The organism is Anaerostipes sp. 992a (assembly GCF_001940245.1).
GTDB lineage: Bacteria > Bacillota > Clostridia > Lachnospirales > Lachnospiraceae > Fimousia.
On record NZ_MJIG01000004.1, the window covers coordinates 1,393,628 to 1,406,509 of the forward strand.

Below are 12,882 nucleotides of genomic sequence, written 5' to 3' on the forward strand. Positions count from 1 at the left end.
CTCCCTTTAAAACTGCATAAATGCAGGTACCATTAACAGCAGCAATATATTTAAAAGCATTACTCCCATGGGCAGAAGCAACTTTGTATCTGCCTCTTCTCCCATGCGTTTTGCCTGCTCGCATCGATTGGCAAAAGCAATCTGTTCCTCTGTCTTTAATATATCCAGCATATTTTTTGAGCCCTTTGTCAGATTCTGCAGAAATAATGTCATTAATTTGGAATAGGATTTCATAGCCATCTTCCGGCTAAAGATATCAAATACCTTTTCCTGAGGCTCACCCAACTCCATCCGATGATAAGCATATGCCATTTGTTCATAAACATATCTTCTTGACTTTTGCATATCCGCTTTCTGCTTTTCATAATCTTGTACGATCTTCTTCCATGCAGAACGAATAGTAAATCCAGCTTCCAACAGTAAAATAAACTGCCATAAGATGTTGGAATATTCCAATTCTGATGCATGTCTCATCTCCTCCATCTGCTTTTTCTCATATTCCCACTGTCTAGCCACCAACAGGGGAATCAACAGTATAAGAAAGATCAGGAGCAGCATCCATGGATTCCTTCTTCCTTCTATTTGGACTTTCACTTTGGACAATGCAGAAGGAAGCTGAAAGAAATGGCTGGTTCGACTATTCTTTTCGATGTTCTGGATCCTTTCCCAGATGCCCCATGCTTTCTGTTCATTCTTTGTCCGCTTTTTTGGACAGATGATAATTGTATACACTTTCTCCTCCACACTTCCCTGATAAGTAAGAATTGCTTTTACATGGGTAATTATGTTATTCTTCTCCAGGTTTTCGTTATAGACCTTTCCTTCCATATCTACCATATTCTCATCCTCAAATTCCCATCGCACCTCCATAGGGCTATCTGGAATCTCCCATAAGAACGTAAGATCACTTCGCACCTGATTCAAAGAAACGTTTTCTCCCAGCATCCCCTTCTCCAGATAAGAAAATGCATCCTTAAATGCCTGCTTCTCTTCTTCCTTCGTATAGATTTCCTCGGATACCGGCAACTCATAGGTATAGGTTTCTCCTTCCACCTGTATCTCTACCCTCTCTGTCGTTTCTCCATCTCCAGCAGCATTCCTTTCAATTTCAATCGTTTTCCTTTGCATACCTGAATACCAGATTGCTCCAATCACACAAAAGAGCAGCAAAAGCAGCAGCACTACTACCATTCTCACTTCACCGACAACCTGTTCCCGAATCTCCTGCTTCATCTCCACCTCTGTGCCGATTGCATATCTTCGGATTCGTCCCTCCCTCTTTTGCCGGAAACGCTCCGGCAGACTTTCATAAATCCTCTCTGCCCAATTCATATCTACACCCCTATTTCTACAATACGATCTGCCAGTCTCCCTGCAGCTGCCATTGTGATCAGACTGATCGTCATACAGATTCGTCCTGCCATGGTTTCATACATAATCTCCAGATAAGCTGGATTAAAGATGCGAAGATAACAGATCAGCAAAAATGGTACTGCCTTCATGATATTCTTTTCCAATATACGTCCCGATAAAATGGTACGAATCTCTTCTTCCACCTGATTCTTCCTTGCAATCGTATCCACCGTCTTTTCCAATACCTGTATGAGATTTCCACCTTTTTTCTTAGCGGTTTTTAAAATAAATGCAAATTGTATCAAATCTTCATTCTCATACTTTTGCGCAAATTCTTCAAATATCTCCTCCATACTCTGATTCATTCGAAGCTTTCGTTCCATTATGATCAATTCCGGAAGAATGATGCTCTTTCCATTCGGATACATTAACATCATTTCCTTTTGAATGACCGGGATGCTTCGTTCTATGGAATAACCTGCTGACAGACAGTTCATCAACGATTGCAGGAATTCTTTACTCTCCTGCCGTAAACGAACTTTCTTCTCTTCTTCCCTACGTTTTCTCTGCTTCTGGTTCCATACATATAAATATGGCGAAAGCACCAGCCAGGCTGCCGGATGATCATAGAATACCATAGCAATCACCAATAGAAGGATACTGCCAGATCCCATGATCACCATAGTGTCTTTATCTGGAAATCTCATCTTCCCCTTCTTCAGATGACGGATATCTTTCCAATAGCTTTTCATATTCATGGAGCAATCCCCTTTCTTTTAGCTTCTGTGTAAACAGCAATGCCTGCTTCCTTATAAACTGCCCTTGTATTCTTCCGTTTTCCTCTCCGGTTTCCTGAAAACGATACAGGGTTCTGAGAAGGATTTCCCCATCCTTCATCCCTATGACTTCCGAAATCTCCACAATCCTTCTGGATTTATCGCGGAGCCTGGATATGTGGATCATCAGATCCAAAGCCGATGCAATCTGTCCCCGAATGGCACTAATGGGAAGATCCATTCCCATTAATACCATGGTTTCCAATCGAAGCAGCATATCCCTTGTGCTGTTTCCGTGACCAGTGGAAACCGATCCGTCGTGTCCTGTATTAAATGCCTGTAGCATATCAATGCATTCTTCGCCCCGTACCTCTCCTACGATGACTCTGGTCGGCCGCATCCTCAAGCTGGCTCTGATCAGATCCTTAATCGTAATCCGGTTCTCCCCTTCCAGATTGGCATTTCTCGCCTCGAGCCGCACCAGATTATCAATACCGTATAACTTCAATTCAGCAGAATCTTCTATGGTAATGATCCTTTCATCTTTTGGAATGCAATTGGAAAGTGCATTCAACATGGTGGTCTTACCTGCTCCCGTCCCTCCTGATATAAAGATATTCATACACCCTCTCACCATCAAAGAGAGAAATTCCATCAATTCTTCATTTAATGAACCAAACTTTAATAATTGTTCCATATTAGTAATATCTTTCGTAAACTTTCGAATCGTCACTGTGGAGCCATCCAGTGAGACAGGTTCCAGCAATACATGGACTCTGGAACCATCTTCCAGCCTGGCATCTACAATAGGCGAGGATTCATTGACAATCCGATTGGTTCTGGATACGATCTGCTGAATGACCTGTTCCAGTTTCTCTTTTGAAGAAAATCGTTCCTCTGTCCGAAATAATCTTCCATTCTTTTCAATAAACACCTTGTCATAGCCATTGATCATGATTTCCGTAATCGAATCATCCTCCAACATATCCTGGAGGATATCCAACTGTCGCAAAGAATGAAAAATCTCATTGCAAATCTGTGCCTTCTTATCCAATGGAAGATAATAATCCTGTGTCTCAGAAAAGACTGCCTGTCGAATCTGATTTCGAATCTCCTCATCCGAAATCTCTTCATTAAGATCGATCTGCCCCATTACGTGCTGTATGATCGTCTCCTTCATCCCAGATTCCCTTCCGGTATGAAGGTAATCTTGCTGCGTATTCCTGGACTCATCTGGTGTATCAATTGTAAAAATACCTGCATCTTCTGCCATCTCCGCCCCTCCTCCGATGTTAACAGTAAAACCTGATCAAACAGGTCTAAAATCTGAAAATCCGTCAGACTTCCCACTCCGATATCAAATATAACGCTCTGCTTTCTTTCTTCTCTTAACTTCTCAAACAGCCATTCATAGTCTGCTTTTTTCATATACCGATAATCCAAAAAGCATCGGGCCGATGGAAGCACCCGCACCCCATCCGACCATTGTAAATGCTGCTGCATCTGTTCACAGATATTCTCTTCTCTCTCTCTGACAAGAAATAACAGCTGTTCCATCCAATAATCCTTCGTCTCAAGGCTGCAGAAATCCTCCATTCCAAAATATATGCCATCCAATTCCTCTGCCTTCTTAAGCGCATAAGCAGTCTTACCAATTCCTCCTGCTGGTGAATACACGGCAATCATCTTTCCTTCTCCTGTTCCATACGAAAGATCCGGTTTCTGTCGTTCTAAAATCCTCTCTGCCAATAGCCTTGCAGAACTATAGCGATAAAATCCATCCTCTGTCTCTTCCTCGCAGATTCTGATCACATCTGTATCTTCCATATATGAGGCATCATCCGTCACTATACACTCAAATCCATGCTCCCTGCTTTCCTCCAGCAGAGAGTCTTTCTTTGTAAATACAGCTACATCCATATGCTTTCCATATCGGTCATTGAGATAGTTCATAAGTCTTCTACTATACTCTACATCCCGGTCATAAATTGCTATTCTTAATTTCTCCATTCGCATCCTCCTTTCCCTACGAAAGAATTCCTGTCAGAAATGACACCTTTCCGGTAGCATATGCTGATAGGAATACTGACAGCGAAGCGCAGAAGATCCCAATGGAAAAATGAATCTGATTCTCCTTGCTTCCTTCATAATCCCGCAACAGCTTTCCTGCCATCTGACAGTCTCTTAGATATCCCCTCAGATAGCAATATCTCGTCAGTAGGCTCTCACTCTTATACATCTTGATCAACGCACCAATTCCATTAAACAAAAAGCTCAGTATCATCACTCTCCAGATCTGTCCTCCCAGAAAAGTCCCAATGGCTGATAGAAGCTTAATATCTCCGGCTCCCAGCACTTTACAATAGAACAACACATACAGAATCACTATCGGCTCTGCCATTCCGATCACCGCACTCCAGATTCCACCCACCCCTAATTCCAGATAAGAAAAAAAGAATCCTGTTATGGCCATACAAAGACAAAGTACATTGGGAATCCGGTAAAATCTCCAATCGCAAATAGCTCCGAGCATCACATATAAATTTACTACCATCGCTGCCTCTCTTTCCAATTATTTCCTTTTTGCTGTGATGTAACTATACTATATTTGGAAGAATCTGTCAATTATATTTTCCTAAATTTTCCAAATACTATTGTATGAAAAAATGATGCAACGAAAAACCGGAGGACAACTCCAGGAATCTTCCTGAAGCAGCCTCCGGCATCTTTATATTCGCAGATTGCGATTATATTAAATTAATTATTTATTTCCCTCCAAACAACAAATACAAACATATCCCTTGTATATTTATATGAACATTTTAACATTTTTACCCACAATTTTCAACAATATATCCAATTTTTCGTTTAATTTTTTATATTTTTTCATTTATTTTTACAAATTTTCAGATTTTTTATTTCTCAGCTCTTACTTTATACATAGCTTTGTTCTACGGTTACGACCGCATTGTATTTTGGATGTTTTTCATGAATATTTTTTCTGATCTGCTCTTCGATCTCATCCTTTTCCTTCATCTGTTCCATCGGAATCACAACATCGAAAATAACATTGGAGCTTTTCTTGCCCTTTACCATACGGAAATCATGGAATTTCCATCTATCATCCATGGATTTTAAAATGGCCTTTACATCATCCTTAGCCTGGATTACATCCACATCATCGGTAACAATCGGATCCATATGAATGGTCGCCATGCACTGGAAGCGATCCATAAGATTCCTCTCGATGACATCGATTTCCTCATGAAGCTCTAGGATATCTTCTCTATGGGATACCTCTGCATGAAGAGAAATCATTCTTCTTCCCGGACCATAATCATGAACGATCAGGTCATGGATCCCCAGAACTTTATCGTAGGACATGACACATTTCTGGATCCCATCAATCAGATCCGGCTCTGGTGCTGCCCCCAAAAGTGGCTGAATCGTATCTTTTGCTGCCCCATAGCCTGCATTTAGAACGAATAACGCTACCAGGATTCCTACAAACCCATCAATATTTTTCCCTGTAAAATAAGTAACTAGCATACCGCCCAGAACTGCTGCGGTTGCCACACAATCACTTAAGCTGTCTGCTGCAGTTGCCTTCATGGCTTCTGAAGAAATCCTCTCTCCCAGTACCCGATTAAAATGCGCCATCCAGAACTTTAATAAGATAGCCAGAACTAAAATAGCAACAGAAAAAAGGGTCACTTGCACATCCTCTGGATGGAAAATCTTATCCACTGATGTCTTAAACAGCTCCACGCCCATGAACAAAATTGCCACCGCCACAAATAGTCCTGACAGATATTCGATTCTTCCATGTCCAAATGGGTGATCTAAGTCTGCCGGCTTTCCTGCCATATAAAATCCAATCAACGTTACGACAGATGAACCTGCATCGGATAGGTTATTCATGGCATCTGCCATAATGGATATGGCACCTGTCATCAATCCGGATATGAATTTTACAGCAAATAAAACCACATTACATAAAATCCCCACAGAACTGCCCAGAGTTCCATATCGCTGACGAACCTGTGGATCATGAATATTATCCTTATCAGGAACAAATTTCTTTACTAAGAATTCTATCATTGTTCTCTTCCTTTCGTATACTCTCTCAATTGTACTTTTATGGATTATATACTCAATTTCTGGGAAAATCAATACCACTCATTCCGTTTCCTCAGAGCAGACGCACCAGATAGAGCAGTACAATTCCGGGTATGCCAAGAACTCCACTGACTGCAGTTGTCATTGCATTCACTCTCACCCCCTGTCCCCAGCCAAAATGAATACAGGTAAGCTGAATACCATATAAAAGCAGAATACTAAACATCCCTCTTGCAATAACCATCAAGCTATGTCCCGGTTTTTTTAAGAATCCCCACAACAGGCAAATGACTGCAGGTACCCCTGCAACAAGCAGAATCATTTCATTTTGTGACATAAGAAAACCCCCTTTTTCAAGCTTATGCTCAAAAAAGAGGGTTCATGTGATATTATCTTAAGAAATCAAATAAGGATAAAAACCAGTTTTTCAGTTTGGTAAAAAATCCTTCATTAAATTCTATTCCCATACTTTCTAACTTATTATAAATATCCTTAGCCTGTTCCTTCAGCTGATCGATATCCAGATCCAGATCACTGATCTTCTGCATCAGCTCTTCAATCTTGGCACGGTCTTCATCGGATAATTTAATATTCAGTTCATTGGCAGATTCATCAATGATCGTCTCAATATCTTCTACCGATTCTGCACCCCGAGAAACAACCTTTTCTTTTACCAAGGCCATCAGCTGTTCTGCTTCCTCTTCACCGATGCTCTCTGCCACCTGTCCAGTTACGACCAGTTCCTGATTGGCTGCATCCAGATTCTCCTCAGACACCTTTTCCCCAGTCATGGATTCATAAGCCTTCATAGCTCCTACGAGAGCTGCTGTACCAGAGATATTAAATGGTCCAGCTACTGTGACCTGTGCATTTTCCATACCTGCAGTTGCCAATGCATTGCGGTACATCCCTTCCGTACAAAAAGAGATATTATAAGTCTTTACTTCAATGCCATCTCCGCCTTCTTTCACCCGAACAGAAGACAATGCACGGGAACCGATTACAGATTTCGACAGATATTCATCCAGATACTCATGCTCCTGCTTATTGGTAATGTATTCCACATCATAATCCTCAAGATTATCGATGTCTAAAAGCTTTAAAACGGTTTCCTTTTCTTTTTGTGATAAATCTGCTCCAAGAGATACATATTCTTTTTCTCCGCCCATGATACTGTCTGCAAAAACAGTCTGACTCATGACCATGATCATGCATAAAGCGGCAGATACTATTTTCCAGATTCTTTTCTTCATCCTTCGTTCCTCCTCATCCCTATGATGCTCTCACTATACCACATTCTCTTTTGTTAAATATGAACTTTTTCTGAATCTTTTCTTACTAAATAACAATCCTGCAAAAATCAACCACCCCAGGGCCGACAGCTTCCACCCCAGAGAAAATCCCGGAGGAGTATAAGTAAGCGTAAGGGCATATTCCCCTTTCTCCACATCCACAGCCAGAAAACCATCTGCCATCCGCACCTTTCTGATTTCTTTTCCATCCATAGTGACTTTCCAGCCTTCATCATATGGAATCGAAAAGAAGACTCTGCCATCTTCCTTGACATTGATAATTCCCTTAATCTGTCTACTGGTCTGTGAAAGCATCTCAAACTGGTTGCTTCTCATACTCTTTTTCAGAAAGCGAAGTGCTTCCTTATTCAAGCTAGCTGCCCGCATGGTAATCGTTCCAGTGCTTTCCTCTCCATCCTTTAGCCGAAGCTGTACGGAGACAGTATCTCCTTCTTCCACATTACCAATGGAAACTACCTGTGAATTCAGTCGACCGCTTTGCTGTTCTCTTCCATTAACATATATGGTGGTATGATCCACATTACCACAATCAAAATGCAGATACAGGTCCTCCGCTTCTTCTATATTAAAGACAAACGTCACATTATCCGAATGCTGCTTTTGGGCCTTTACAAAATAGCTTCCATCATGGTGACTAGTAATCTCACAGTCATTTCCAACCGGGTCTTCCACTTCCACTTCTTCATATAATTTCGGACAATCGTAGGCCAGAGCCATCAGATCATTTTGCACTTGAAATGGATCTTCATCATCATAATTCCATCTTCGAACCTTCTCATCCATCCAATATCCAATGGCCGTCGGCAGTGAATTCTGGTAAAGACTGACATTCTCGATTGAATACAAATACTCATAACCGGTTCGATACATGCGATCCCCATTGCGCACCAAAATGCTCTTTATTCCCAATAGAAGATCCGTTACCGGAGTTCCTCCTTCATACAAATATTCATTCACCCCTGTATAAAATCCCAGCTGATCCATAGCATCTACGGTGTCCCCCAATGCCGTAGACCCAAACATGGTCGCATTAGGAAGGGTATGCCAGATACTTTCATCTAACATTTTACTACTTAATAATTCCATCCGCTGTTCCACCGATGGATTCACCTGTTCCTTCAGCTTTTGTACTTCTTCGGTCTCTGCAAAATAATACGCCGTATCCATCTGCCCACTGCAATAAAATCCATAAATTCCATTGGCACACACCTCTGCTATCACAAGAATCGACAAAATCATCTTCATCTGACGCTTCCGCATCATAAGCAGCACTCCATAAACCAGAAGGATTCCGGCAGATAAAGCCAGCGGAAGCGGGCTTTCAAATTCTCCATACTGATACAGCAAGCCTACACAGGCCAAAAGGATTCCAAGCGATACCACTATCTTCCAGCGCTTCACCTCGATCCATTCCATATGATTCCACTGTTCCCATGCCAGAATCAATATCAGGAAAATATACACAAATGCAAAACGATTTGGTATCCCATATTGATTATGAAAACCATGCCATACATAATTTAGGATCTCTATCTGAAAGCTGACTGCCAAAAAGCCCAGTAAAAGCAGTTTTTTCAGTTTCTCCTTCCAGGAAAACTGACGGTCTAACACATATAATACTCCCAAAAGAAGCGGCAGGATTCCACAGTATAAATTGCCCAGTCCATCATCAACGGACATATTATAAGGCTCCATAGCTACTAGGTGGGTCGAAAAAAGCTCCACTGCCTGTCCGTAGGCTTCCCACTGTGGAAAGCTTAAATGAGCAGATGAAGTAGCCATCAGACCCTGATAAGCCGGCAGCAGCACCACTGCTGCCATAGCTGCCGCAAGCAGAGAGGCTCCTGCAAACCGAATCCCCTTTCTGATAAAGTCCTTGATCCCATCAAACCGATAACAACCATACCATAACACAAGGAACAGACATACCATAAAGGACATATAATAGTTACAGAACATGGCAGCAAAAAGACTGATCGTATATAGCTTCCATCCTTTTTGCTTCATAAGCCGATCCATTCCGATCAAAATCACCGGCAGCAGGATCATAACCTCCAACCACATCACATTCCAGTAATATCCAGTCATATAAGAGCTGAAGCAATAGCATATCCCAAGCGCTACATGACCAATACTTTCTTTCCCTTCCCGATAGGTAAAATACGAAAATCCTGCCAGAGAACATAAAGCAAATTTCAATGCAATGATAAAATTTAACGCCGGAATCAATGCCTGTTTGGACAAAAATCCAATTACCAGATTAAAGGGACTAGACAGATAATAGGCCCATAGGGAAAAGAAATTATATCCCAATCCCCCATTCCAGGAATAAAACAGGCTATCCATATTCTTTAGCTTTTCCTGATAATCTGCAAAAAAGGGCAGATACTGATGCAGTGCATCGACGATCATAAAGCTATTCTCTCCAAAAGGAGCCGATTCCGTCACCACCATAATAAAGATCATAACAAACAATGGTATGAAAAATGACAGAAAGGCATACTTATGCTTTTTTATACATTTCATTCTACTCAAACCTCCTATCTGAAAAAGAATCTCGCTTTGCGAGATTCTCCGCCTGAGGCGGGTTGCAACAGCAACATCTTCTCCTCCCCTAGAGCATCCAGCTATGTTTCCTATCATAACATATTTTCCATAAAAATGTTGTGTGATTCTATCGACTCTTCTATAATGAAAAAAGATACAACACCCAGATTCTTCGAAGCATACTGGAAGGTTATAGAATAGAAAGGATTTTCAAATGAAAAAAAAGATTAAAATGATTGCTTTAGATCTAGATGGTACCACATTTACCAACGACAAACGCATTACCCAACATACCAAGGATGTAATTCAAACAGCAATTGCCCAGGGAATCATCGTTCTCCCAAGCACTGGTCGCCAGTTTTCTGGTCTGCCAGAAGAATTTTTATCCATTTCAGGAGTTTCCTATGCGATTACTTCCAATGGAGCGGCTGTTGTAGATACAGCCACCGAAAAACCCATCTACACTAATTATATTCCCTACGAACTGGCTGCCTCCGAGATGGAAAAGTTTCTGCAGGAAGATGTCCTTGTGGATATCTATGCCAACGGAGTCTGTTATATTGAACAGAGCATGACTGCACGTTATGAAGACTTTCTTACCTCTCAGATTCAAATGGATTATTTTCATAAGACCAGGATTCCAGTAAAAAATCTTCCAGAATTTATTCGGAACAATCGCATGGATTGTGAAAAATTCCATATTCTATTCCGTGATGACACACTTATGAACCAGCTGCGTGAAAAATATAAAAAGGATTCCCGTTTCCTGGCAACCTTTGCCCTAAGCAACAATTTGGAGCTGAATGCCCCTACTGCAGATAAGGGAACTGCACTGCTCGCCCTTGCTGATCACCTTGGCATTCCCCATGAACAGACTATGGCATGCGGCGACAGCTTTAATGATGAGGCTATGTTAAGAAAGGCTGGATTCTCCGTGGCCATGGGCAATGCAGTGGCAGAAATGAAAGAAATCTGTGATGTTATTACCAAAACCAACGAAGAAGATGGCGTCGCTTATGCCATTGAAACCTACGTTTTGGATTTTTGATTTGAAATTTTTTCATTTCAATTTTTCATAACTTAATTATTTTCTTTGAAAACAAGCCATTTCTTAATTTTTTTAAGTTAATTTAAATTTTTTTTGCAATTTTCCAAACTGAAACTTGTAAATATAAATATTTTTATGTATAATAGTTGCAGGGCAACGGTGCTGGTCAAAAGCGTACAGTCCCGTACGCTTTTTCTATTTAGATTTTCATAAAAAGCACCTTTGTACAAATAACGGATATAAAATTGAGAAATTGAAGGAGGACACTCACATGTCATATGTTGATGAGGTAATTGCAAAAGTAATTGAACAGAACCCTGCTGAACCAGAATTCCATCAGGCAGTAAAAGAAGTTTTGGAATCTCTTCGTGTTGTTGTAGAAGCAAACGAAGAAAAATTCAGAAAAGACGCTTTATTAGAACGTCTTGTTAATCCAGAAAGACAGTTTAAGTTCCGTGTACCTTGGGTAGACGATAAAGGACAGGTTCAGGTTAACACAGGTTACCGTGTACAGTTCAACAGTGCAATCGGACCTTACAAAGGAGGACTTCGTCTTCACCCATCTGTAAACTTAGGTATCATTAAATTCTTAGGTTTTGAACAGATTTTCAAAAACTCTTTAACAGGCTTACCAATCGGTGGTGGTAAAGGTGGATCTGATTTCGATCCTAAAGGAAAATCTGACCGTGAAGTTATGGCTTTCTGCCAGAGCTTTATGACAGAATTATGCAAATACATCGGCGCTGACACAGACGTTCCAGCTGGTGATATCGGAACAGGCGCTAGAGAAATCGGATATATGTTCGGACAGTACAAACGTATCCGTGGATTATATGAAGGTGTATTAACAGGTAAAGGATTATCTTACGGTGGATCTTTAGCAAGAACAGAAGCTACTGGATATGGTTTATTATACTTAACAGATGAAATGTTAAAATGCAACGGCAAATCTTTAGTTGGTTCTACTGTATGTATCTCCGGTTCTGGTAACGTAGCAATCTACGCTACAGAAAAAGCTCAGCAGTTAGGTGCTAAGGTTGTAACTGTTTCTGATTCTACCGGATGGGTTTACGATCCAGAAGGAATCGACGTTGCAGCATTAAAAGAAATCAAAGAAGTAAATCGTGCAAGATTAACAGAATACAAAAAATATCGTCCAAATTCTGAATATCATGAAGGACGTGGCGTATGGACCATCAAATGTGATGTTGCTCTTCCATGTGCTACTCAGAACGAATTACATTTAGAAGATGCAAAAGCATTAGTTGCTAACGGATGTATCGCAGTTGCTGAAGGTGCTAACATGCCTACAACATTAGAAGCTACTGAATACTTACAGGAAAATGGCATCTTATTCGCTCCTGGTAAAGCAGCAAACGCTGGTGGTGTTGCTACATCTGCTCTTGAAATGTCTCAGAACAGCGAACGTTTAAGCTGGTCATTCGAAGAAGTAGATTCTAAATTAAAGAACATCATGGTTAACATCTTCCATAACTTAGATGATGCTGCAAAACGCTACGGTTTTGAAGGAAACTACGTTGTTGGTGCTAACATTGCTGGTTTCGAAAAAGTCGTAGATGCTATGAACGCTCAGGGTATTGTATAAGCCGATTAAAAAAATAAAAATTTTATTGTTTTTGATATCATTTCGTGATACAATAACAGTACAGACAAAGGTGTCACTTATATTTAAGTGGCACCTTTTTGTATATTTAGGGGGTAATCT

Annotated in this window: 11 protein-coding genes; 2 read left to right on the forward strand and 9 right to left on the reverse strand. The window is 40.8% G+C overall.

Annotation, left to right across the window (positions count from 1 at the left end; all coding sequences use genetic code 11):
• Positions 1-6: 6 nt before the first annotated feature.
• The 9 genes from BHF69_RS10995 to BHF69_RS11035 form a co-directional block, all read right to left on the reverse strand.
• Positions 7-1,332, reverse strand: a complete 1,326-nt coding sequence (locus BHF69_RS10995) for a hypothetical protein (protein WP_075671494.1) — start codon at positions 1,330-1,332, stop codon at positions 7-9.
• Positions 1,333-1,334: 2 nt separating this feature from the next.
• Positions 1,335-2,060 carry a type II secretion system F family protein gene (locus BHF69_RS11000; protein WP_158022578.1) on the reverse strand — a complete coding sequence of 242 codons (726 nt, stop codon included), beginning with the start codon at positions 2,058-2,060 and terminating at the stop codon, positions 1,335-1,337.
• Complete coding sequence (locus tag BHF69_RS11005; RefSeq protein WP_075671854.1) at positions 2,044-3,309, reverse strand: CpaF family protein; 1,266 nt, start codon at positions 3,307-3,309, stop codon at positions 2,044-2,046. The genes BHF69_RS11000 and BHF69_RS11005 overlap by 17 nt, the downstream gene beginning before the upstream one ends.
• Positions 3,306-4,139, reverse strand: coding sequence for a hypothetical protein (locus tag BHF69_RS11010; RefSeq protein ID WP_075671498.1), 834 nt, complete (start codon positions 4,137-4,139; stop codon positions 3,306-3,308). The genes BHF69_RS11005 and BHF69_RS11010 overlap by 4 nt, the downstream gene beginning before the upstream one ends.
• Before the next feature lie 16 nt (positions 4,140-4,155).
• On the reverse strand, positions 4,156-4,683 hold the full coding sequence (locus BHF69_RS11015) for an A24 family peptidase (RefSeq protein ID WP_075671500.1): 528 nt from the start codon (positions 4,681-4,683) through the stop codon (positions 4,156-4,158).
• Between the two features lie 380 nt (positions 4,684-5,063).
• The gene (locus tag BHF69_RS11020) at positions 5,064-6,230 is read right to left on the reverse strand and encodes a cation diffusion facilitator family transporter (protein ID WP_075671502.1); all 1,167 of its coding nucleotides are present in this window, start codon (positions 6,228-6,230) and stop codon (positions 5,064-5,066) included.
• Between the two features lie 91 nt (positions 6,231-6,321).
• Positions 6,322-6,585 (reverse strand): pro-sigmaK processing inhibitor BofA family protein, encoded by a 264-nt coding sequence (locus BHF69_RS11025; RefSeq protein ID WP_075671504.1) that lies wholly within the window; start codon positions 6,583-6,585, stop codon positions 6,322-6,324.
• 52 nt (positions 6,586-6,637) lie between these two features.
• Positions 6,638-7,501 carry a DUF1002 domain-containing protein gene (locus BHF69_RS11030; protein ID WP_075671506.1) on the reverse strand — a complete coding sequence of 288 codons (864 nt, stop codon included), beginning with the start codon at positions 7,499-7,501 and terminating at the stop codon, positions 6,638-6,640.
• Positions 7,502-7,534: 33 nt separating this feature from the next.
• Complete coding sequence (locus tag BHF69_RS11035) at positions 7,535-10,087, reverse strand: YfhO family protein (protein ID WP_075671508.1); 2,553 nt, start codon at positions 10,085-10,087, stop codon at positions 7,535-7,537.
• A 235-nt stretch (positions 10,088-10,322) separates the two neighbouring features.
• On the opposite strand from BHF69_RS11035, the gene BHF69_RS11040 reads away from it, so the two are divergent.
• On the forward strand, positions 10,323-11,156 hold the full coding sequence (locus BHF69_RS11040; protein ID WP_075671510.1) for a Cof-type HAD-IIB family hydrolase: 834 nt from the start codon (positions 10,323-10,325) through the stop codon (positions 11,154-11,156).
• A 271-nt stretch (positions 11,157-11,427) separates the two neighbouring features.
• A complete protein-coding gene (gdhA, locus tag BHF69_RS11045) occupies positions 11,428-12,762 on the forward strand; it encodes an NADP-specific glutamate dehydrogenase (RefSeq protein ID WP_075671512.1) in 1,335 nt (444 codons plus the stop codon).
• Positions 12,763-12,882: the final 120 nt, after the last annotated feature.

What these genes read in the sequence shown, in the direction of transcription:
- BHF69_RS10995 (WP_075671494.1), bottom strand. Translation starts at nt 1,332, where the DNA reads ATGAATTGGGCAGAGAGGATTTATGAAAGTCTGCCGGAGCGTTTCCGG.
- BHF69_RS11000 (WP_158022578.1), bottom strand. Translation starts at nt 2,060, where the DNA reads ATGAGATTTCCAGATAAAGACACTATGGTGATCATGGGATCTGGCAGT.
- BHF69_RS11005 (WP_075671854.1), bottom strand. Translation starts at nt 3,309, where the DNA reads ATGAAGGAGACGATCATACAGCACGTAATGGGGCAGATCGATCTTAAT.
- BHF69_RS11010 (WP_075671498.1), bottom strand. Translation starts at nt 4,139, where the DNA reads ATGGAGAAATTAAGAATAGCAATTTATGACCGGGATGTAGAGTATAGT.
- BHF69_RS11015 (WP_075671500.1), bottom strand. Translation starts at nt 4,683, where the DNA reads ATGGTAGTAAATTTATATGTGATGCTCGGAGCTATTTGCGATTGGAGA.
- BHF69_RS11020 (WP_075671502.1), bottom strand. Translation starts at nt 6,230, where the DNA reads ATGATAGAATTCTTAGTAAAGAAATTTGTTCCTGATAAGGATAATATT.
- BHF69_RS11025 (WP_075671504.1), bottom strand. Translation starts at nt 6,585, where the DNA reads ATGTCACAAAATGAAATGATTCTGCTTGTTGCAGGGGTACCTGCAGTC.
- BHF69_RS11030 (WP_075671506.1), bottom strand. Translation starts at nt 7,501, where the DNA reads ATGAAGAAAAGAATCTGGAAAATAGTATCTGCCGCTTTATGCATGATC.
- BHF69_RS11035 (WP_075671508.1), bottom strand. Translation starts at nt 10,087, where the DNA reads ATGAAATGTATAAAAAAGCATAAGTATGCCTTTCTGTCATTTTTCATA.
- BHF69_RS11040 (WP_075671510.1), top strand. Translation starts at nt 10,323, where the DNA reads ATGAAAAAAAAGATTAAAATGATTGCTTTAGATCTAGATGGTACCACA.
- gdhA (WP_075671512.1), top strand. Translation starts at nt 11,428, where the DNA reads ATGTCATATGTTGATGAGGTAATTGCAAAAGTAATTGAACAGAACCCT.